Annotated in this window: 23 protein-coding genes; 8 read left to right on the top strand and 15 right to left on the bottom strand. The window is 74.5% G+C overall.

What is annotated here, in order from left to right; genetic code table 11:
* Positions 1-2: 2 nt before the first annotated feature.
* Genes ACYVG5_RS16895 through ACYVG5_RS16880 form a run of 4 tightly spaced genes read right to left on the bottom strand, consistent with a single transcriptional unit; the run spans position 3 to position 3,659 of the window.
* Positions 3-608 carry a response regulator gene (locus ACYVG5_RS16895; protein WP_222046239.1) on the bottom strand — a complete coding sequence of 202 codons (606 nt, stop codon included), beginning with the start codon at positions 606-608 and terminating at the stop codon, positions 3-5.
* The gene (locus tag ACYVG5_RS16890) at positions 605-1,801 is read right to left on the bottom strand and encodes a sensor histidine kinase (RefSeq protein ID WP_460683374.1); all 1,197 of its coding nucleotides are present in this window, start codon (positions 1,799-1,801) and stop codon (positions 605-607) included. Before ACYVG5_RS16890 ends, ACYVG5_RS16895 begins: the two co-directional genes overlap by 4 nt.
* Before the next feature lie 50 nt (positions 1,802-1,851).
* Positions 1,852-2,676, bottom strand: coding sequence for an ABC transporter permease (locus ACYVG5_RS16885; protein ID WP_222046237.1), 825 nt, complete (start codon positions 2,674-2,676; stop codon positions 1,852-1,854).
* A gap of 26 nt (positions 2,677-2,702) precedes the next feature.
* A complete protein-coding gene (locus tag ACYVG5_RS16880) occupies positions 2,703-3,659 on the bottom strand; it encodes an ABC transporter ATP-binding protein (protein WP_222046352.1) in 957 nt (318 codons plus the stop codon).
* A 231-nt stretch (positions 3,660-3,890) separates the two neighbouring features.
* Here ACYVG5_RS16880 and ACYVG5_RS16875 point away from each other — a divergent pair, with 231 nt between their 5' ends.
* On the top strand, positions 3,891-4,931 hold the full coding sequence (locus ACYVG5_RS16875) for an iron-siderophore ABC transporter substrate-binding protein (protein ID WP_222046236.1): 1,041 nt from the start codon (positions 3,891-3,893) through the stop codon (positions 4,929-4,931).
* 108 nt (positions 4,932-5,039) lie between these two features.
* On the opposite strand, the gene ACYVG5_RS16870 is transcribed toward ACYVG5_RS16875, so the two are convergent.
* Both ACYVG5_RS16870 and ACYVG5_RS16865 read right to left on the bottom strand, forming a co-directional pair.
* Complete coding sequence (locus ACYVG5_RS16870) at positions 5,040-7,151, bottom strand: catalase (protein ID WP_222046234.1); 2,112 nt, start codon at positions 7,149-7,151, stop codon at positions 5,040-5,042.
* 95 nt (positions 7,152-7,246) lie between these two features.
* Positions 7,247-8,689, bottom strand: a complete 1,443-nt coding sequence (locus ACYVG5_RS16865) for a M1 family metallopeptidase (RefSeq protein ID WP_222046232.1) — start codon at positions 8,687-8,689, stop codon at positions 7,247-7,249.
* Positions 8,690-8,861: 172 nt separating this feature from the next.
* On the opposite strand from ACYVG5_RS16865, the gene ACYVG5_RS16860 reads away from it, so the two are divergent.
* The 3 genes from ACYVG5_RS16860 (at position 8,862) to ACYVG5_RS16850 (ending at position 11,439) form a co-directional block, all read left to right on the top strand.
* Positions 8,862-9,764, top strand: coding sequence for an ABC transporter ATP-binding protein (locus ACYVG5_RS16860; RefSeq protein WP_222046230.1), 903 nt, complete (start codon positions 8,862-8,864; stop codon positions 9,762-9,764).
* The gene (locus ACYVG5_RS16855; protein ID WP_222046228.1) at positions 9,761-10,492 is read left to right on the top strand and encodes a hypothetical protein; all 732 of its coding nucleotides are present in this window, start codon (positions 9,761-9,763) and stop codon (positions 10,490-10,492) included. The genes ACYVG5_RS16860 and ACYVG5_RS16855 overlap by 4 nt, the downstream gene beginning before the upstream one ends.
* A 107-nt stretch (positions 10,493-10,599) precedes the next feature.
* Positions 10,600-11,439 (top strand): formate/nitrite transporter family protein, encoded by an 840-nt coding sequence (locus ACYVG5_RS16850; RefSeq protein WP_222046226.1) that lies wholly within the window; start codon positions 10,600-10,602, stop codon positions 11,437-11,439.
* A 3-nt stretch (positions 11,440-11,442) separates the two neighbouring features.
* Here ACYVG5_RS16850 and ACYVG5_RS16845 read toward each other — a convergent pair whose 3' ends face one another.
* The gene (locus ACYVG5_RS16845) at positions 11,443-11,991 is read right to left on the bottom strand and encodes a DUF1990 family protein (protein WP_222046224.1); all 549 of its coding nucleotides are present in this window, start codon (positions 11,989-11,991) and stop codon (positions 11,443-11,445) included.
* Between the two features lie 4 nt (positions 11,992-11,995).
* Complete coding sequence (locus ACYVG5_RS16840; RefSeq protein WP_222046222.1) at positions 11,996-13,588, bottom strand: putative bifunctional diguanylate cyclase/phosphodiesterase; 1,593 nt, start codon at positions 13,586-13,588, stop codon at positions 11,996-11,998.
* 156 nt (positions 13,589-13,744) lie between these two features.
* Here ACYVG5_RS16840 and ACYVG5_RS16835 point away from each other — a divergent pair, with 156 nt between their 5' ends.
* Both ACYVG5_RS16835 and ACYVG5_RS16830 read left to right on the top strand, forming a co-directional pair.
* A complete protein-coding gene (locus ACYVG5_RS16835; RefSeq protein ID WP_222046221.1) occupies positions 13,745-14,602 on the top strand; it encodes a HipA family kinase in 858 nt (285 codons plus the stop codon).
* Positions 14,599-15,009, top strand: coding sequence for a DUF3037 domain-containing protein (locus ACYVG5_RS16830; RefSeq protein ID WP_222046219.1), 411 nt, complete (start codon positions 14,599-14,601; stop codon positions 15,007-15,009). Before ACYVG5_RS16835 ends, ACYVG5_RS16830 begins: the two co-directional genes overlap by 4 nt.
* A 95-nt stretch (positions 15,010-15,104) precedes the next feature.
* Here the strand turns inward: ACYVG5_RS16830 and ACYVG5_RS16825 are convergent, their stop codons facing one another.
* The 6 genes from ACYVG5_RS16825 to ACYVG5_RS16800 form a co-directional block, all read right to left on the bottom strand.
* Positions 15,105-15,398, bottom strand: coding sequence for a 4a-hydroxytetrahydrobiopterin dehydratase (locus ACYVG5_RS16825; RefSeq protein WP_222046217.1), 294 nt, complete (start codon positions 15,396-15,398; stop codon positions 15,105-15,107).
* A gap of 80 nt (positions 15,399-15,478) precedes the next feature.
* Complete coding sequence (locus tag ACYVG5_RS16820; RefSeq protein ID WP_222046214.1) at positions 15,479-16,192, bottom strand: phosphoadenylyl-sulfate reductase; 714 nt, start codon at positions 16,190-16,192, stop codon at positions 15,479-15,481.
* Positions 16,189-16,359, bottom strand: coding sequence for a hypothetical protein (locus ACYVG5_RS16815; RefSeq protein ID WP_222046212.1), 171 nt, complete (start codon positions 16,357-16,359; stop codon positions 16,189-16,191). Before ACYVG5_RS16815 ends, ACYVG5_RS16820 begins: the two co-directional genes overlap by 4 nt.
* A 5-nt stretch (positions 16,360-16,364) precedes the next feature.
* The gene (locus tag ACYVG5_RS16810; RefSeq protein ID WP_222046210.1) at positions 16,365-18,038 is read right to left on the bottom strand and encodes a nitrite/sulfite reductase; all 1,674 of its coding nucleotides are present in this window, start codon (positions 18,036-18,038) and stop codon (positions 16,365-16,367) included.
* Positions 18,039-18,137: 99 nt separating this feature from the next.
* Positions 18,138-18,242 carry a putative leader peptide gene (locus ACYVG5_RS16805; protein ID WP_460683371.1) on the bottom strand — a complete coding sequence of 35 codons (105 nt, stop codon included), beginning with the start codon at positions 18,240-18,242 and terminating at the stop codon, positions 18,138-18,140.
* A 38-nt stretch (positions 18,243-18,280) separates the two neighbouring features.
* On the bottom strand, positions 18,281-18,799 hold the full coding sequence (locus ACYVG5_RS16800) for an RrF2 family transcriptional regulator (protein ID WP_222046208.1): 519 nt from the start codon (positions 18,797-18,799) through the stop codon (positions 18,281-18,283).
* Between the two features lie 34 nt (positions 18,800-18,833).
* Here ACYVG5_RS16800 and ACYVG5_RS16795 point away from each other — a divergent pair, with 34 nt between their 5' ends.
* Together ACYVG5_RS16795 and ACYVG5_RS16790 are read left to right on the top strand one after the other, a co-directional pair.
* Positions 18,834-19,592: a (deoxy)nucleoside triphosphate pyrophosphohydrolase gene (locus tag ACYVG5_RS16795; RefSeq protein ID WP_222046206.1), complete on the top strand. Its 759-nt coding sequence runs from the start codon at positions 18,834-18,836 to the stop codon at positions 19,590-19,592.
* A gap of 111 nt (positions 19,593-19,703) precedes the next feature.
* Positions 19,704-20,069 (top strand): hypothetical protein, encoded by a 366-nt coding sequence (locus ACYVG5_RS16790; RefSeq protein ID WP_460683370.1) that lies wholly within the window; start codon positions 19,704-19,706, stop codon positions 20,067-20,069.
* Position 20,070: 1 nt separating this feature from the next.
* Here the strand turns inward: ACYVG5_RS16790 and ACYVG5_RS16785 are convergent, their stop codons facing one another.
* On the bottom strand, positions 20,071-20,232 hold the full coding sequence (locus tag ACYVG5_RS16785; protein WP_246629797.1) for a CsbD family protein: 162 nt from the start codon (positions 20,230-20,232) through the stop codon (positions 20,071-20,073).
* Between the last annotated feature and the right edge of the window lie 37 nt (positions 20,233-20,269).

The raw sequence follows: 20,269 nt of genomic DNA, 5'->3' as shown, positions 1-20,269 counted from the left end.
GGTCAGATCCAGCCGTGCCGGCGGGCCTCGGCCACCGCGACGTGCCGGTTGGCGGCGCCCAGCTTCACCGCCGCCGCGGACAGGTGGTTGCGCACCGTGCCGGGGGACAGGTGCGCCCGGGCGGCGATCTCCTCGACCGGAGCGCCGCCGGCGGCCAGCTCCAGCACGTCGGCCTCCCGGGGCGTGAGCGGGCTGTCGCCGGCGCTGATCGCCTCCGCGGCCAGCTCCGGGTCGACGTACCGGCCGCCGCCGTGCACGGTGCGCACCACGTCGGTGAGCACGGCGGCGTTCACCGTCTTCGGCAGGAACCCGCGCACGCCGGCCTCCAGGGCCCGCTTGAGGTGGCCGGGCCGGCCGTGGCCGGTGACGATGACCAGCCCGCAGCCGGGGACGACGGTGGCCAGGTCGCCGGCCAGCGTGATGCCGTCCCGATCGGGCAGCTGCAGGTCCAGCACGGCGACGTCGGGGGTGTGCGCCCGCGCCATGGCCAGCGCCTCGGCCGCGGTGGCGGCCTGGGCCACCACCGCCACGTCGTCCTCCAGGGCCAGCAGCGCGGCCAGCGCGGAGCGGATGAGGTTCTCGTCGTCGGCGAGCAGCACCCGGATCACCAGGGCACCGCCGGCGGAACGGTCGCGGTCAGGCGGAACCGGCCGTGCTCCGCGCGGACGGTCAGCCGGCCGCCGGCCCCCGCCAGCCGCTCGCCCAGGCCGGTGAGCCCGTTGCCCCGGGCGACCGGCCCGTCCGTGGCGCCGTCGTTGTCCACGACCAGCCGCACCCCGTCCTCCTCGACGCCCAGCGAGATGTCGCAGGCCGTCGCCCGGCTGTGCCGCAGTACGTTGGTCACCGCCTCGCGCACCACCCAGCCCAGCGCCGCCTGCACCTCGACCGGCAGCCCGGTCGCCGTGTCCTCGCCGCCGACCGTGCAGGAGACCCCCGCGGCGCGCAGCACCGAGCGGGCGCCGGCCAGCTCGCCGGGCAGGTCGGCGGTCCGGTAGCCCCGGACCACGTCCCGCACCTCGCGCAGCGAGGCCTCGGCGATCCGGCTGATGTCGGCCACCTCCTCCGCGGCGCCGGGGCGCCCCCGGCGCACCAGCTCCCCGGCCAGCTGGCTCTTCACCGCGATGGTGGACAGGTCGCGGCCCATCACGTCGTGCAGGTCGCGGGCGAAGCGCAGCCGTTCCTCCGCGACGGCCAGCTGGAGCTGGATGCCGCGAGATCGTTCCATCTGGAGCACGACGTCCAGGATCCACACGGTGAACCGGAAGGCAGCGGCGACCCCGGTCAGGGCGAACGCGACGGAGAGGCCGACGACGAGGGCCGGAACGGGGTGGTCGCCGTCGATGAGGGCGGCCCCGGCGGCCAGGAGACCCGCACCACCGGCGGCCCATGCCAGCCGGCCCATCGGCCAGGTCACCGACAGGGCGAGCAGCACGGCCGCGGCGACCAGCCCCACCACCCACGGCGCGCTGGGGCTGACGCCGGCGCCGGGAGCCGTCGCGGCCACCCCGGCGACGGCGGTGAGGCCGGCGGGAACGAGCGCCGCGGTGGACTCGCGCCGAGCCGGCCCGGCACCCGTCGCGCGGGCCGTGAACCCCTGGCGGGCCAGCAGCAGGCAGCCGGCCGTGGTGGCCAGCGAGCCGACCAGCAGGACCAGGGCGACGCCGTTGCCGGCATCGGACCAGGCCGGGGCCACCGCGAAGAGGAGCAACGGGGGCAGCGCGACGATGCTGCCGTAGAAGGACCAGCGCGTGTACAGGTCGATCCGCTGGGCGTCGGAGCGGCTGCCCCACCAGCGGGTCATCGTCGGCACGGCACCCATGCTGCCCGGCCCCGTCGCGCCGGGCGCCGGGATCACCGGCGCGGCGCCCAGCGGAACCACCGCCGGGCCGCCCAGCCGCCCACGATCAGCCAGCCGGCGAGCAGCGCCAGCGGCAGCGGGGCGGCGGCCCAGACGCCGGCCAGGTCGACCTCGCGGCCGTCCCACGTCCGGCCGAGCAACCCGAGCCGGGCCAGCTCGACCACCGGGGACACCGGGAGGAGCCGGGCGGCGGTGGCCAGCGGCCCGGGCAGCACGGCGAGCGGGAAGAGCAGCCCGGACAGGGCGGAGGAGGCCACCAGCAGCGGCAGCGCGGTGATCTGCGCGCTCTCCGCACTCCGGGTGAAGGCGGTGCTGGCCGCGGCGAGCAGCAGCATCAGCGCGGCGCCGCCGGCCAGTGCGACCAGCGGCAGGACGGCGTCCACCGGCGACGGCGCCTGCCCGAGGACCGTCATGCCGACGGCGACGACGGCGACCTGGCCGACGCTGATCAGCAGGGTGGGCGCCGCGGTGCCGAGCACCACCTCAGGGCCGGTCAGCTCGCCGGTGCGCATCCGCTGCAGCACGAGCTCCTCGCGGCGGGCCACGAAGGTGGTGAGGAGGTTGTAGTAGGTCAGGTAGACCAGCGTCACCCCGACCGCGGTGACCACCAGCCGGCCGCCGATGTCGTCGGCGTCCCCGGCCCCGCTGCCGATGCCGAGGGTGGGGACGGCCGCGACCAGGAGCAGCGGTAGCACCACGGAGTTGACCACCGCGGTGCGGTTGCGCAGGAAGAGCCGGGTCTCCGCGCCGGCGAGGGCGAGGGTGCGGCGGGCCCGGCTGGGCCCGGTCGTCGGGATGGGGATGGTCGGCGCGGACATCGGGTGCTCCTCCGGCTCCGGTGGGCTCAGCGGGGGGTGGGGACGGCGCCGTCGGCGACGGCGAGGAAGGCCTGCTCCAGGGAGGCCGAGCGGGCCTGCAGGCCGGCGAGGGTCACGCCGGAGGCGGTGGCCCAGCCGAGCAGCGCGGCCAGCGCCGGCTGCAGCGCGCGGGTCTGCAGGAGCACCTGTGGCGCGGGGGAGACCACCTGCACCCCGGGCAGGGCGGGCAGCGGGGGAGCGGTGGGGGCCAGGGAGAACCGGATGGTGGCCGGCTGGGTGTCGGCGATCCCGGCGGGTGTGCCGGCGAGCACCACCTGACCGGCGCGCAGCACGGCGATCGAGTCGGCCAGCTCCTCGGCCTCCTCGAGGTGGTGGGTGGTCAGCACGACCGCCGTCCCGCCCTCGACCATCTCGTGCACGAGCGCCCACACGGTCCGCCGGCTCTCCGGGTCCAGCCCGGTGGTCGGCTCGTCGAGCACCAGCACGCGGGGGCGGCCCAGCAGCGCCAGCGTCAGGTCGAGCCGGCGCCGCTCCCCGCCGGACAGGCTGCCCACCCGGACGTCGGCGCGGCCGGTCAGCCCGACCTGGGCCAGCGCCTCGCCGACCGGCCGGGGCGCGGTGAGGGTGCGGGCCCAGGTGTGCGCCGTCTCGGCGACGGTGAGGTCGCCGGGTAGCCCGCCGGCCTGCAGCAGCACCCCGAGGTGCGGCCGGACGGCGGCCCGTTCCCGGCGGGGGTCGGCGCCGAGCACCCGGACGGTGCCGCCGTCGGCCGGGGCGAGACCTTCGAGCACCTCCAGCGCGGACGTCTTGCCGGCCCCGTTGACCCCGAGCAGGGCGAAGACCTCACCGGGGTGGACGGCGAAGGAGATTCCGCGCACGGCCTCGAAGGAGCCGTACCGGCGGCGCAGGTCGACGACCTCCACCGCCGGTGCGGTGCCGGTGCGGGCCTCGGCCGGTCGGGCCGGGACGTCGGTGGGGATCACGCTCGCCTCCTCGTGCACCCGGCGCAGCCCCTGCTGGGCCGGTCTCGCCGGACGCACTCCCGACGGTGCCGGGCGTACGGGCGCGGCACAGGTGCCGGATCTCATCGACCTGCGCGATCGGCTGCACGGGGCACCCCTGACGGTTGTCACGGGTGGCTGCCGCGGCACTTCCGGCACGAGCCAGCCGGGCGCATGCACCGCTTCGACTTAGGCATGGCTAACCTCAGCACCATGATCGTCCACCCGTCTGGAGTCGCCGTGCCCCGCCGCCCGATCCGTACCGCCACCCGCGCCGCCGCGGTCGCCGCCGTCCTGACCGGGGCCGTCGCGTGCGGCGGCGGCGCCGAGCCCGACGCACCGACCTCCGGAGGCGGGGACGGGGCCTGGCCGGTCACGATCGCGAACAAGTTCGGCACCACGGAGATCCCCGCCGAACCCGAGCGCGTGGTCACCGTCGGCTTCAACGACCAGGATTTCGTGCTGGCGCTGGGCGTGAGCCCGGTCGGCGTCCGGGCGAACCTCGGCGACTACGACGTCGAGAACCGCCCCTGGGCCCAGGAGCAGCTGGCCGGGGTGGCGGAGCTCCCGACCGTGGGCGGCCAGGAGATCGACGTCGAGGCCGTCGCGGCGCTGCAGCCCGACCTGATCATCGGCGTCTACTCCTTTATGGACCAGGCGACCTACGACCAGCTGTCCGGCATCGCCCCCACGCTGGCGCAGACCGACGAGTACACCGACGGGGCCACTCCGTGGCAGGAGCAGACGCTGCTCACCGGCGAGGCCCTGGGCAGGGAGGACGAAGCTCAGGAGCTGGTCGACGAGGTCGAGCGCCAGTTCGCCGACGCGGCGGAGCGGAACCCCGATTTCGACGGTCAGGCGCTGGTGGTCGACTTCGCCGGCGTCGCCGGCTCGGCGCACTACCTGTTCGGCACCGACGACCTGCGCACCCAGTTCTTCACCGACCTCGGCTTCGATGTCGCCGACACGAGCACCGAGGTCAGCCCGGAGCGGCTGGACCTGCTCGATCAGGACGTGCTGATCGGGGGTGGCTACCCGGAGGACGAAGGGCTGACCGATCCGTTGTTCGCCGGGCTGGACGTGGTGAGCCAGGACCGGACCGTCTACCTGGGCGGTTACGACGGCGATGTGATGGGCGCGCTCGGCTACGGCAGCCCGCTGTCCCTGCCCTACCTGCTCGAGCAGCTGGTGCCGCCGCTGGCCCAGGCCGCCGACGGCGACCCGGCCACTGCGGTCGAGCAGCCCACCGTCTAACGCAGGACAGGCCCGGTACGCGACCGCGTACCGGGCCTGTCCTGCGACGGCCCTCGTTCAGGGGCCCGCGCTGAGCGTGCGAAGCGTGGGGAGAACGAGGGTCCTTCTTCAGCTGACCGGCGGCACCGCCGAGGCGGTGACCTGGTCGGCCCGCTCCCACACCTTGTGCCTGCCCATCGCCGCGATGAGCTCCGCGGCCAGCGCTGCTCCGCTGTCGGCGCTGAGCACGCCCGGCCCGGAGGTGTCGATGCCGGCGGCGGTGAGCACCGCGGCGCCGTCGCCCCAGGTGCCGAAGGCCTTCAGCTGCCGGAACGCCTCCTGCAGCAGGACGACGGCCTTGAGGTCCTTGTCCCTGGGCGCGCCGTCGGCGACGACCACGGCATCGAACTCCACCGAGCGGGCGGTGACGAAGGTCCGCTCGACGATCTCCTTCGCCGTGCCCGTCCCGAGCTCCCCGCCGGCGGGTGCGATCACCTTGGTCACCGCGCCCTCGGCCTCGAGCGCCGTCCGCAGCGCGGTGATGCCGGCGATGTCGGCGTCCGGGCCGGCCACGATCCCCACGATGCGGCCCGCGACCGGGAACGGCTCGTCCCTGATCTGCCGGAGCGCCGGGGAGGGCGCCAGGTGCTCGGCCGGGGTGTCCGTCGGGGCCGGCAGGCCGAGGCCGGCGGCGACCGCGGCGCACAGCCCGGTGTCGATCTTCGCGAGCACGGTGAGTGCCCGCTCCTTGATCGCCTGCTCGTAGCACTTGCCGAGCTCGAAGGTGTAGGCCTCCGCGGTGTGCCGCTGCTCCACGTCGGAGAGGCTGGCGTAGAAGAGGGCTGCGTGCGAGAAGTGGTCGTCGAAGGACGCCGGGGCTCCTCGCACCACCTCGCCCTCGACCTTCCGCGGCACGTTGACGTAGCCGCCGTGCGCGGCATCGGCCAGGTCGGGGGAGTCGCCGTCGACGCTGTTGGGCTTGTACGGCGCCAGGCCCTCGTGCACCGCGGACTGGTGGAACCCGTCGCGGCTGTTGTCGTTGACCGGCGCGTGCGGCCGGTTGATCGGGATCTGGGCGAAGTTGGGGCCGCCGAGCCGGGTCAGCTGGGTGTCGAGGTAGGAGAAGTTGCGGCCCTGCAGCAGCGGGTCGTTGGTGAACTCGATGCCGGGGACGACGTGGCCGGTGTGGAAGGCCACCTGCTCGGTCTCGGCGAAGAAGTTCGTCGGGTTCCCGTTGAGGACCAGCTTCCCGATCGGTTGCACCGGGCAGAGCTCCTCGGGCACGATCTTGGTCGGGTCGAGCAGGTCGATGCCCTCGAACGTCTCCTCGTCGGTGTCGGGCATGACCTGGATGCCGAGCTCCCACGCCGGGAAGGCGCCGGCCTCGATGGCGTCGTAGAGGTCGCGGCGGTGGAAGTCGGGGTCGACCCCGGCCGCGATCTGCGCCTCCTCCCAGATCAGGGAGTGCACGCCCAGTTCCGGCTTCCAGTGGAACTTGACCAGCGAGGTCCCCCCGTCGGACCCGACCAGCCGGAAGGTGTGGACGCCGAAGCCCTCCATCATCCGGTACGAGCGCGGGATGCCCCGGTCGCTCATGTTCCAGATCGTGTGGTGGGTGGCCTCGGTGTGCAGGGTGACGAAATCCCAGAAGGTGTCGTGCGCCGACTGCGCCTGCGGGATCTCCCGGTCCGGGTGCGGCTTGCCGGCGTGGATGATGTCCGGGAACTTGATCGCGTCCTGGATGAAGAAGACCGGCATGTTGTTGCCGACCAGGTCCCAGGTGCCCTCCTTCGTGTAGAACTTCGTCGCGAACCCGCGGGTGTCCCGCACGGTGTCGGCCGAACCGCGCGAGCCCAGCACCGTGGAGAAGCGGACGAACACCGGGGTCTCCAGGCCCTCCTCGGCCAGCACCGCGGCCCGGGTGACCGAGGCCGCCGAGCCGTAGGCGGTGAAGACGCCGTGCGCCCCGGCGCCGCGGGCGTGGACCACGCGCTCCGGGATCCGCTCGTGGTCGAAGTGCATGATCTTCTCGCGGAGGTGGAAGTCCTCCAGCAGCACCGGTCCGCGACGGCCGGCCTTGAGCGAGTGGTCGGTGTCGGGGATGCGCACGCCCTGGGTCGAGGTGAGGAACTCCCCGGCCTGGGCCCGGGGGTCCCGGCCCTCCTTCGGGCCCTCGTAGGCGACGCCGGTGGGGCTGACCGTCTTCGGGGCGGACTGGTCGGACTGGCGCTGCGGGGGCATGGGTTCTCCCTGGTCTCGGGACGTGCGGGACGGCGTGGGCTACCCGGATCCCGAACCCCGCGAAACCGTGAGGGCCATCCGCCCCCGCGCCGCCGTCAGCCCGCGGCGGGCTTTTCGGCCGTGTACAGCCAGGCGCGGAACAGGGTGTCGAGGTCGCGGCCGGACTCCTGCTCGGCCAGGGCGACGAAGTCCGCGGTGGTCACCGCCTCGCCGGCCTGCGCGGACGTCCAGGTGCGCAGGGTGCGGAAGAAGTCATCGTCCCCGACCGCCTGGCGCAGGGCGTGCAGGGTCAGCGCCCCGCGGATGTAGACCGCCGCCGAGAACAGCGCGTCGGGGCCGGGGTCGCCGGGGAGCACCGTCCAGAAGGGGTCGTCGGCGGGCAGCAGGTCGCTCATCAGGGTGTCGAACTGCTGCTGCACGGGAACCAGGCCCTCGCGCTCCAGCCACAGCCACTCGGCGTAGGTGGCGAAGCCCTCGTTCAGCCAGAAGTGCTCCCATGCCGCGAGCCGGACGAGGTTGCCGGTCCACTGGTGCGCCAGTTCGTGCACGACCACCAGGTCGCCGCCGATCGGGTCGGCGAAGAAGCCCGACGCGTAGACCGGCCGGGTCTGCGTCTCCAGGGCGAAGGACAGCTCGGCCGGATCGTCGACGATGCCGCCGGCTGCGCGGAACGGGTAGGGGCCGAACAGCTCGGCCAGGAAGGCGAGGACCTCCGGTTGCCGGGCCAGCGACGCCTCGGCCGTGACGCCCAGCGGGGGCAGGTCGGGCAGCTCGGGGAGGGGGGTGAACAGGTCGGGGTCCAGGGCGTCCCAGTACTGCACCCCGGCCACCTCGTAGGCCCGCAGGTCGAACTCGCCGATCGCCAGGACCACCAGGTAGGTGGCCATCGGCGCGGGGGCCCGCCAGTGCCAGGTGGTCCAGCCGGCCGCCGTCCGCCGGCCCTCCAGCACGCCGTTCGACACCGCCTCCAGACCCTCCGGCACGGTGATCCGGACGTCGAAGGAGGCGGCGTCGAGCGGATGGTCGTTGGACGGGAACCAGCTGGCGGCGCTGTCGGGCTGGCCGGCCACCAGCGCGCCGTCGTCGGTGTGGGTGAAGCCGGTGGACCCCAGCGGGCTGGCGAGCTGCTGCGGGATCCCGGAGTAGGTGACGGCGGTGGTGAAGTGCCGGCCGGCGGGCAGCGGCCCCTGCGGTGTGACGGTCAGCTCGCCACCCACCCGGCCCCAGGCGGCGTCCCGGTCGTCCACGGTCACCGACTCGACGTCGAGCCCCTCGAGGTCGAGGTTGAAGCTGGACAGGAACTGGGTGGCTCGCGCCTCGATGGTCGCCGTCGCCCGCAGCAGGTCGGTCGCGGGGTCGTAGGTGAGGGCGAGATCGTAGGACCCGACGTCGTAGCCCCCGTTGCCGGCCAGCGGGTAGTACGGATCGCCGATGCCGGGCGCGCCCGGGGTGGGGTCGTGCGTCGCGGCCGCCGGACCGGCGAGCAGCCCCAGGGTCACGGCGGTGGTCAGGCCCACCGTTGCCAGTCGCCGGTACATGGCCACCTCCGGATGCGCCGCCCGCGGACCTGGCCGGACGCTAGGCCCGGCTGTTCACCCGGTACAGGCCCGCCGCCGGCGGCGCGGCGGGGAGCGAGCGCAGCGTGTCGGCGTCAGTGCACGGGGTGATGTCTGCTGGGCTGGGTGACCGGACCGGCAAGGAGGTGCAGCGGTGATCGAGCTCGACGGGCTGACGAAGCGCTACCGCGCCCGCACGGCGGTGGACGACCTCACCGTGCAGGTGCTGCCGGGCCGGGTCACCGGCTTCCTCGGGCCGAACGGCTCGGGCAAGACGACGACGATGCGCTGCGTGCTCGGGCTCACCCGCCCCACCGCCGGGACGGCGACGGTGCTCGGCGTGCCCTACGCCGAACTGGCGCAGCCGATGCGCCGGGTCGGCGCGCTCATCGACCCCCGAGCCCGGCACCCCGGGCGCACCGCGCACGACCACCTCCGCGCGCTCGCGCAGAGCAATGCGCTGTCCCGCGACCGGGTGGCGGAGGTGGTGGACCTCGTCGGGCTGGGTGCCGTCGCCCACGAGCGGGTGCGCGGCTTCTCCCTGGGCATGGCGCAGCGGCTGGGCATCGCCGTCGCGCTGCTCGGCGACCCCGACGTGCTGCTGTTCGACGAGCCGGTCAACGGCCTGGACCCCGACGGGATCCGCTGGGTGCGGCACCTGCTGCGGGAGCTGGCCGCCGAGGGGCGCACCGTCCTGGTCTCCAGTCACCTGATGAGCGAGATGCAGGACACCGCCGACCACCTGGTGGTGCTCGGCCGAGGCCGGCTGCTGGCCGACGTGCCGATGGCCGAGCTGCTCGGTTCCGGTGCCGCCGTTCGGGTGCGCACCCCGCGGCCCCGGCTGCTCGCCCCGGCGCTGCAGCGGGCCGGCGGGCAGGTACAGCTGGAGCCGGACGGCGCCCTGACCGTCCGCGGCCTGGTCGCCGACCGGATCGGCGACGTCGCCTTCGCCACCGGGCTGCCGGTGCACGAGCTGACCCGGCTGACCATCTCGCTGGAGGCTGCCTATTACGCGCTGACCGGCGATGACGTCGAGTACCGGGCGGGGGAGCGGTGACCGGTCTGCTGGCCGGGGAGTGGACGAAGCTGCGGTCGGTCCGATCCACCTGGTGGGCGCTGGCGGTGTACGTCCTCGGGGTCGGCGGGGTCGGCTGGCTGGCCGCCGCCACCACGCCCACCGCGCCGGCCGCCGACTTCGCCGTGGGCGTGGCGCTCACCGGCTTCGGCTTCGGGCAGCTCGTGGTCGTCGTGCTCGGCGTGCTGGCCGCCGGCTCGGAGTTCGCCACCGGCATGGCGCTGGCCAGCTTCACCGCCGTGCCGCGGCGGGCGCGGTTGCTGGTGGCCAAGACCGCCGTCGTCGCCGGGTCCGCCGCGCTGGTCTCGCTGCTGCTGGCCGCCGGCTGCGCGCTGGCCGCCCGCACCCTCACCGAGGTGCCGGGCGGGGTGCCCCTGGCGGAGTGGCCGGTGCTCCGGCCCCTGCTGCTGCAGACCCTCGGGGCCGGGCTGCTCGCGGTGCTCGGGGTGGGCCTCGGGACGGCGTTGCGCTCCACCGCCGGCGGCGTCGGGCTGGGCATCGCGCTGGTGTTCGTGCTCCCGCCGGGCCTGGCGCTGGCCGGCGGCCCCGTCGCCGGGCGGCTCTCCCAGGCGCTGCCGGCGCTGCGGGTGGGCGGGGACTCGTTCCTCGCCGTCGACACCAGCTGGCCCGTCGGGCTGGCGGTCACCGCCGGCTGGGCCGGCGTGGTCTGGGCGCTGGCCGCCGTGCTGCTGGTGCGCCGCGACATCTGAGGAAGGACCCTCCTGCCCCCCACCGCTCGCAAGCTCGCGGCGGGCCCCTGCAGGAGGGCCGGTCACCCGGCCGTTCCAGCACCTCGCGCCCGGGGTACGTCCGGCGCATGGTGCAGGCACGGCAGGACGACCAGGACAGCGCACGCGAGGAGCTCGGTGAGACCGACGGGCCGACCGAGGACGAGCTGCAGGACGCCTTCGACACCATCGTCAGCGACGGGGCCCAGCGGCTGCACCGCAGCTGGCGGGAGATCCTGACCACCGGCTTCGCCGGTGGGCTGGAGGTGGGGGCCGGCATCCTGCTGCTGTTCGCCGTCTACGCCGAGACCGGCAGCCACCTGCTCGCCGGGCTGGCCTTCGGCGTCGGGTTCGTCGCCCTGCTGCTCGCCCGCAGCGAGCTGTTCACCGAGGGCTTTCTGGTGCCCGTCACCGCGGTCGCCGCCGGCCGGGCCAGCGTGGCCCAGCTGGGCAAGCTGTGGGGCGGCACCCTGCTCGCCAACCTGCTCGGCGGCTGGCTGTTCATGTGGCTGATCGTCCGGGCGTTCCCGGATCTGCGGGCGACGGCCGTGGAGAGCGGCAGGCACTTCGTCGATGCGCCGCTGAACCTGCAGTCGGCCGCGCTGGCCGTCCTCGCCGGCATCGCGATCACCCTGATGACCCGGATGCAGCACGGCACCGAATCGGACGTGGCGAAGATCGTCGCCGCCTTCGCCGGTGCCCTCTTGCTGGCCGGGCTGCAGCTGTTCCACTCGGTCCTGGACTCGCTGATCATCTTTGCGGCGCTGCACGCCGGGGCGCCGTTCGGCTACGCCGACTGGCTGGCCTGGTTCTGGTACAGCGCGCTGCTCAACATGGCCGGCGGCCTGCTGGTGGTCACCCTGCTCCGGCTGGTGCGGAGCAAGGACATGCTCAAGGAGGAGCGGGCCGACGCCCGCGCCGGCGGCTGACGGTCAGCCGCCCTCCGCGGCCTTGCGGATGGTCGCGACGTACCGGTCCAGCGCCAGCGACTGCACCCGCGCGCTGACCGGCCCGCCCAGCCGGGCCAGCCGGGTGGCCCGGCGGGAGAAGGCGCGCAGCGCGTAGGAGACCTCGCCGTCCGGGCGGAGCGAGACGACGAAGGACTCCTCGCCGCTCTCCGGGTGGCCGGGCAGCGTGCCGTAGCCGAAGCCGCGGCGGTCGGGCTCGTCGACGACCCACACCACCCGGCAGGGAATGTCGAGCCCCAGTCGGCGCAGCCCCGCCGTCATCAGGACGACGGTGCCCGGCGTGCTGGCCGGGCCGCTGGCCAGGACGCGCAGCCCGGCGCCGCGCTGGGCGCCCCAGCGGAACACCGCCGCGGCGGCCCGGTCGAAGGCGCCCCGGCCGGAACCGACCACCTCCTGGCGGTCCACGTGGTCGTAGCCGCCGGGCAGCGGCCCCTCGCGGGTGGCCCCGACCTCGGCGTAGGTGAACGGTGCGTCGGCCAACTGCTCGAGTGTCGTCCGCCGGAGGAGTGCCACCGGCTCAGTGTGCAGGGGCGCCGGCGCGGTCGGGTGATGCCGTGACCCCCAGCCGCTGCTCCAGGTCGGCGACGACCCGGGTCAGGTCCTCGGCCGGCACGGCCGGTGACATCCAGAAGCCCTGGGCGTCGTCGCAGCCGTGGGCGACCAGATCCAGCCAGGCGTCCGCGGTCTCCACGCCCTCGGCCACGACGCGCAGCCCGAGGCCGTGCGCCAGGTCGATGATGCTGCGCACGATCGTGCGCGACCCCGTCTGGTCGTGCATCGTCAGCACGAACGACCGGTCGATCTTCAGCGTGTGCACCGGCAGCCGGGCCAGGTAGGCCAGCGAGGCGTGGCCGGTGCCGAAGTCGTCGACCGCGAGACCCACGCCCAGCGCCCGCAGCCGGCCCAGGACCTCCCCGGCGCGCACCGGGTCCTCCATGGCCGCGGTCTCGGTGAGCTCGAGCTCCAGGTCCCGGGGGGACCGGCCCGCCTCGGCCAGCAGCACGGCGACGCGCGAGGGCAGGTCGGGGTCGGTGAGGCTCCGCGCGGACAGGTTCACCGCCACCCGCAACGACAGCCCAGCGGCACGCCAGCGGGTGCTGTCGGCCAGGGCCTGACGCAGCACCACGTCGGTCAGCTCCCGGACCAGACCGGTCTGCTCGGCCAGGTCGATGAACGCCCCGGGCAGCAGCAGGCCGCGGCGTGGGTGTTCCCAGCGGAGCAGTGCCTCGACGGCGACGACCCGGCCGCTGCGCAGCTCGACCTGCGGCTGGTAGTGCACGCGCAGCTCGCCGGTCCGGCAGGCCCGGCGCAGCTCCCCGTGCAGCCGCAGCCGGTCGGCATCGAAGGTGTCGATCCCCGGCGACCACCTGGCGATCCCGGAACGCCCCGAACGGGCGGCCGAGAACGCCACGTCCGCCCGGCGCAGCACTTCCTGGGCGTCGTGGGCGGTGCCCGCGGAGACACCCATGGCGGCCTCCACGTCCAGTTCCAGATCGTCCAGCTCGACCGGCCGGCAGACGCAGGCGAGCAGCCCCTCGGCGAGGAGCCCGGCCTGGTCGGCGTCGACGCCGGTGAGCAGGACCCCGAACTCGTCCCCGCCCAGCCGGGCCAGCGCCGCTCCGGCGGGGACGGCGGAGCGCAGGCGCTCGGCGACCACCTGCAGCAGGGCGTTCCCGGTCTGGTACCCGAGGGTGGCGTTCACGTCGCCGAAGCGGTCCAGGTCGAGCAGCGCCACGACGGGGGTCGGGCCGTCCCCGGCCGCCGCCAGCGCGTCCTCGAGCGCGGCGGAGAACGCCGTGCGGCTGGGGAGCCCGGTGAGCTGGTCGTGCTGCGCCCGGTGCGCCGCCTCGGTCTCTGCTGCGCGTCGGGCATCGTGCTCGCGCTTGAGCTGGGCACCCCGCCGGGCACCGAAGACCATCATGAACAGGTGGGAGACGCCCAGCACCAGCACCACGTGGTCCACCGGCCAGCCGGCCGCCGACCAGGAGACGAACAGGCCCGGCAGGTTCCAGGCGACACTGGCCGCGACCACGCCCGCGGTCAGCGCCACCACCGCCGCGGCCTCGCAGGCGACCCCGCGGCGGAGGTCGGTCCGGTCGTCGTCGGCCACGCGACCTCCCGTCCGCCGGTCGTGGTGGCGCGCGGATCGGCGCCGTCCCGACGGAATCGGCCGTCGATCGCGGTTGCTGGAGCCCGGCGGCGCCGTCGACGGCCCACCGTCCCCCTTCCGGGGGTGGTCCGGCGGTCGGCGTAGGTTCGGCGCACTGTGCTTCCCGCCGTCACCGCCACCCGCTACGTCACGCCGCTGCGTGAGGGCGGCTCGCTCCCCGGGTTGATGGAGGCCGACGACCTCGGCACCTACGTGGTGAAGTGGCGCGCCGCCGGCCAGGGCGTGAAGGTGCTCGCCGCCGAGGTGGTGTGCGGGGAGCTGGCCCGCCGCCTCGCGCTGCCGGTGCCTGCCCTGGTGACCGTCGACGTCGCCCCCGAGCTGGCGGTGGGGGAGCCGGACCAGGAGGTCCAGGAACTGCTGCGCAACTCCGCCGGGGTCAACCTCGGCATGGACTACCTCCCCGGGGCCCTCGATCTCGAGGCCGGGATCGCGGCCGGAACCGCCGAGCTGGCCGGCCGGGTGATCTGGTTCGACGCGCTCGTCGGCAACGTGGACCGGTCGTGGCGGAACCCGAACATGCTCTTCTGGCACGGTCGGCTGTACCTGATCGACCACGGCGCGACGCTGACCTTCCACCACAACTGGCCCGGCGCGCCGGCCGCGGTCGCCCGCTCGTACGACGTCGCCCAGCACGCGCTGGTCGAATGCGATCCCGACGTGCGCGCCGCCGACGCCGCGCTGGCTCCGCTGGTCACCGAGTCGCTGCTCACCGAGGTGCTCGCCCTGGTGCCCGACGCCTGGCTGGAGGGGCCCACACCCGACGAGGCGCCCGCCGACGTCCGGGCCCGGTACGTGGACCAGTTGCTGGCCCGGCTGGCCGCCCGGAACGCCTGGCTGCCCGGGCTGGTCGCCGCGGTCGCCGCCGGCGCGACCGGTCGCCGCGCCGCGCCGCGGGGGCAGAACCGGCCGTCCTGGCTGGGGCCGCCGCCACCCGAGGGGGTCAGCCAGCGGTGACCGGGAAGACCACGACATCGAAGAACACGTTCGAGTACGCGGTGCTGCGGGTCGTGCCGCGGGTCGAGCGGGGGGAGTCGCTGAACGCCGGGGTGCTGGTCTACTGCCGGCAGCGCGACTACCTCGGCTCGCGGGTGCACCTGGACGCCGACCGGCTGCGGGCGCTGGACCCGACCGCCGATCCCGCGGCCATCACCGCGGCGCTGCAGGTGGCCGCCGACGTGTGCGCCGCCGCGCCGGTGTCCGGTGCCGCCGGGCGGGAGGCGCTGGGCTCACGGTTCCGGTGGCTCACCGCGCCGCGGAGCACCGTCGTCCAGCCCGGCCCGGTGCACACCGGGCTGACCGCCGACCCCGACGCGGAGGCCGACCGGCTGCTGCGGCTGCTGGTGCTGCCCGTCGCGGACTGACGCTGCCGGCGCACCGAGTGCGCGTTCCCCGGGTCTCCCTCGGTGGGGAACCCCGATCAGCCAGCAGCCGAGGCAGCGCGGCGGGGTGGGGCTACTCAGCCGGGCAGCAGGGCATCCACCCGACGGGCGAGCTCCAGGTCCAGCTCGGTGACCCCGCCGGCGGAGTGGCTGACGACGGCGATCCGCAGGGTGCGCCACCGCAGGTCGATGTCCGGGTGGTGGTCCATCTCCTCGGCGGCCGCCGCGATCGCCACGATCGTGTCCACCGCCGCCCGGAAGTCGGCCAGCTCCACGGTCCGCTCGATGCCGTCGACGTCGCCGGACCAGGAGGGGAGCCGGCTCAGCGCGGCGGCGACCTCGTCGGTGGAGAGCTTCGGTGGGCGGGGCATGGCCCCATCCTGCCCCTCAGGCCTCGTCCCAGGGTCCCGTGGCGCGCGAAGCGTGTCGTGGGGTGGGACGAGGTCCTTGATCAGAGGTGCAGGCCGCATTCCGTCTTTCCCTTGCCGGCCCACCGGCCGGCGCGCGGGTCCTCGCCCGGGGCCACCGGCCGGGTGCAGGGCGCACAGCCGATCGAGGCGTAGCCGAGCTCGGCGAGGGGGTTGACCGGCACCTGGTGCTCGGCGACGTAGGCGTCGACGTCGTCCTGGGTCCAGGCGGCCAGCGGGTTGACCTTGATCATCCCGCGCTTCGCGTCCCAGTCGACCAGCTTCGTGCCGGCCCGGGTGGCGGCCTCGTCGCGGCGCACACCCGAGCCCCAGGCCAGCAGACCGGACAGCGCCCGGGCCAGCGGCTCCACCTTGCGCAGCGAGCAGCACAGGTCGGGGTCGCGCTCGTAGAGCTTCTCCCCGTGCTCGGCGTCCTGCTCGGCCACCGTCCGCGACGGCTGGACGTCGACCAGCGTGATCGGCAGGACGCCGGTGATCCAGTCGCGGGTGCCGATCGTCTCGGCGAAGTGGTAGCCGGTGTTCAGGAAGACCACCCGGACGCCCGGGAACGCCGTGCTGGCCAGGTGGGCCAGCAGCCCGTCGGCCATCGAGGAGGTGACCGCGAAGTCGTCGCCGAACGTGTCGCCGGCCCACTTCAGCACGGCGAGCGCCTGCTGCACCGGGTCGGTGATGCCCTCGAACAGGGCGTCGGCCCCGGCGGCGAGTTCCGGGGTCGGGCGGACGACGGCGGTGGTCACGAGTGGGACACCCCTGTTCCGGTCAGTCGGATGATGAACGTGCGCAGGCAGGCGCCGCAGTGCCACTCGGCCCCGGCGTCGCCGTGCGGCGTCAGGTCCTCGTCCCCGCAGTACGGGCAGTGGAACGGGGGCAGTTGCCGCGCTCTTCCTGGTGTGGGCTCGCTCACGGGGCTCAGAGCAGCCAGGCCTCGTCGGCCCGGGCGACGTAGGCGGCGAACCGCTCGCCGGGCTCGCGGCGCTCCAGGTAGCCGCGGAGGATCCGCTCGCAGTAGTCGGCCGACTCGTCCTTGGTCACCTTGTGACCGCGGAACTTGCGGCCGAAAGTGGCCTCGACGCCCAGATGCCCACCGAGGTGGACCTGGAAGCCCTCGACCATCTCACCCTCGTCGTTCTTGACCATCGACCCCTTGAAGCCGATGTCGGCGGTCTGGAAGCGCGCGCAGGAGTTCGGGCAGCCGTTGACGTTGATCCCGATCGGCTCGTCGAAGTCCGGCAGCCGCTTCTCCAGCTCGGAGTAGAGATCCTGGGCGTGCTGCTTGGTCTCGACGATCGCCAGCTTGCAGAACTCGAGGCCGGTGCAGGCCATCGTGCCGCGACGGAAGGCGCTCGGGCGGACGAGCAGGTCGTGCCGGGCCAGCGTGTCCACCAGGTCCTCGACCCGCTCATCGGGCACGTCCAGGATGACCAGCTTCTGCTGGGTCGTCGTTCGGATGCGGCCGTTGCCGTACTCGGCGGCGAGGTCGGCCACCCGGGTCAGCAACGAGCCGCTGATGCGGCCGGTGCGCAGCGCGAAGCCGAGGGCGTTGCTGCCGTCCTTCTGCTTGCGCACGCCGACGTGGTCGCGCTGGTCGTGCGCCGCCGGGGCCGGGGCCGGGCCATCGGGCAGGGCGGCGTGCAGGTACTCGTCCTGCAGGACCTGACGGAACCTCTCCGGGCCCCAGTCGGCCATCAGGAACTTCATCCGGGCGTGGTTGCGCTGCCGGCGGTAGCCGTAGTCCCGGAAGATCGAGGTCGCGGCCGCCCAGACGTCGGTGACCTGGTCGGGGCGGACGAAGACGCCGATCCGCTGGGCCAGCTTCGGGTTCGTCGACAGGCCGCCGCCGATCCACAGGTCGTAGCCGGCCTCGCCGGCCTCGTTGCGGACGCCGACGAAGGAGACGTCGTCCAGCTCGGGCTCGGTGCAGTGGTCGACGCAGCCGGACATCGACGTCTTCCACTTGCGGGGCAGGTTGCTGAAGGCCGGGTCGCCGAGGTACCGCTCGACCGTCTGGGCCATCACGCCGCTGGCGTCGAGGACCTCGTCGGCCAGGACGCCGGCCAGCGGGCAGTTCAGCATCCCGCGCGGGGTGTCGCCGCACGCCTCGGTCGTCGTCAGGCCCACGGCCTCCAGCCGCCGCCAGATCTCCGGGATGTCCTCGATCCGGATCCAGTGCAGCTGCACGTTCTGCCGGTCGGTGATGTCGGCGACGTCCCGGCCGAAGTCGGTGCTGATCCCGCCGATGACGCCGAGCTGCTCGCTGCTCAGGGCGCCGCCGTCGGTGCGCACCCGCATCATGAAGTAGGAATCCTCGAGCTCCTCGGGCTCCAGCACGGCGGTCTTGCCGCCGGGGATGCCCTGGGCCCGCTGCGTGTAGAGGCCCATCCAGCGCATGCGGCCGCGCAGGTCGCCGGGGTCGATGCCGTCGAACCCGCTCTTCGAGTACAGGTCGAGGATCCGCTGGCGGACCTCGAGGCCGTCGGAGTCCTTCTTCATCCGCTCGTTGGGGTTCAGCGGCTCCCGGTAACCGAGCGCCCACTGGCCCTGCCCGCGGACGGGGCGGTTGCTGGTGCGGGTGGGGGAGGACACGTCAGTACTTCTCCTCTGCGCCGGCGCGCGCCGCACGGGCGGGCTACCGGGGTGCTGCCGATGGGGGGGTGTGCAGCGGTGGCTGCGGGCGGAACCGGGTCAGCGCGCGGTGCGACACGCGGCGCTGGAGACCCGCGCCAGATCGATGTGCAGCCGCGCCACGAGGAGCGAGCCGCAGTCAGTCACACCCTGATCGTCCCACATGTTGCCGCGATGGGCCCGTGGCCCCGGCGCGTCGCCGGTCAGCCGGCTGCCGTCGCCGGCTTCTCGCCGGCCGCCCCGCCGTCGTCCTGGCTGCCGGTGGCGCCGAAGGAACGCCACGCGCCCTCCAGTTCCACCAGCTCGGTGACGTTGGCCGGCAGCGTGCCGGCGACGACGTCGGCCAGGGTCACCCGCTCCAGGACCTGGCGGTAGCTCTCCCGGGCCGCCACCCACACGCTGGCCAGGGCCGTGGCGGCACCGGGGTACTCGACGTCCTCGGGGCGCTGGCCGTGCACCTCGGCGAGGAAGCCCTGCTCGATCCGCATGACCCGGGCGATCGAGACCTGCTCGGCAGGCAGCGCCAGCCGGTAACCGCCCTCGCGGCCGCGCTGGCTGGTGACCAGCCGCGCGTGCTGCAGGTCGCCCAGGATCGACTGGAGGAACCGCGAGGGAATGCCCTGTGCCTGGGCGATGCGGTCACAGGTCAGGGCGTCGGGCGCAACGGCGGCCAGTTCGATGGCCGCCCGTACCGCGTAGTCGACTCGGGCGGAGATGCGCACGGCCCCATCCTGCCGTGTCTGAGAGGCTGCCGCGGTGCCCCAGCTGCGGTTCACCACTCTGGTGGAGGCGCCGTCGACCGTCGCGTTCGATGTCGCGCGCGCCCTCGGCCGGCCCTGGCCGCGCCCGTTGCGCGAGGTCGAGTCGCTGCGCCCGTACCGGGACGTCTACGCCGCGGCCCCGGGCCCGGGATCCCGGACGCACACCCGCTCGTTCGCCGCCACCGGCGCCGGCACGCTCGTCGTCGAGCAGGTCGACTGGTGCACGGGGCTCCCCGGGGTGCTCGGTGGGCTGGTCGACCGGACGGTGGTGCGACGCCGGCTGCTGCGGGCGATGCAGGCGCACCTGGACGCCTACGCCGCGGCCGCCGCCCTCCGTGCGCTGGCGGTGACCCAGGTGGTGGGTGCGGCGGTGGTCGACGAGCAGCGCCGGGTGCTGGTCGCCCAGCGCGGCACCGGCTCCCTCGCCGGGCTGTGGGAGTTCCCCGGCGGCAAGGTCGAGCGCGGCGAGACCGACCTGGCCGCCCTGGTCCGGGAGTGTCGCGAGGAGCTGGGCGTCGTCGTCGTCCCGCGGGCGTTCGTCGGCGAGGTCCCGCTGGACGGCGTCGTCGCCGGCGGGGCCCCGGGCGCCTCGACCCTGCGGGTGTGGTGGTGCCGGATCGCCGGAGGCGAGCTGTCCGCCGCCGAGCACAGCGAGTTGCGCTGGCTGCCCGGCGCGGACCTCGAGGCGCTGGACTGGATCCCCGCCGACCGGCCGCTGCTCCCCGCCGTCCGCGCCCTCCTCGCCCGCCGCTGACCCCCGCCGGTCGGCAGCCGGGTGGTTCGGCGCCCGTTCAGTTCCGTGACGGGCCCGGTGCTGGTGATCGTGCCCCGTGGCTGTCCGTGGGACGGACCCCGCGGTGTGCGGGTGCACAAGACCGACCTCGGGCCGGCGGACACCTGGATGGCAGAGGACGGCGTCCGTGTCACCTCGGCACAGCGCAGCGCGTGGGAGTTGGCGACCTTGGAGACGACCGGGACGGCGGTCGCTTTCATCGATGGCATGTTGCATGCCGGCCGGCTCAGCGAGCAGGCGTTCGTGGCCGAGGTGGCGCGTCGGCGAGGGCAGTGGCGGAGCAAGCGGGCGGCCGGCGTCGTGGCCCTCGTCGACGGCCGAAAAGGCGCGGGTGCGGGGTGCGGATGCGGGGGAGCGCCGTCCCTGACCGGGCCGGGGACGGCGCTCTTGTCGCGGGCGGCCGCCGCCGCCCGGCTTCTTCAGTGGATGAGTCGGTAGGTCACTTGAAGATGTCCTTGACCTTCTCGCCGGCCTGCTTGGCGTTGCCGGAAGCCTGGTCGGCGTGGCCCTCCGCCTCGAGGTCGCGGTTGTCGGTCGCCTTGCCGGCGGCCTCCTTGCCCTGACCCGCGAGCTCCTCGGCCTTGTTCTTCATCTTGTCCATGCCGCTCACGGTTCCTCCTCGAGTGCTGCGATCCAGT

It is taken from the genome of Modestobacter lapidis (assembly GCF_054780755.1).
The sequence above is the reverse complement of the archived record's forward strand: the minus strand, read 5'-3'. Positions and strand labels throughout refer to the sequence as shown.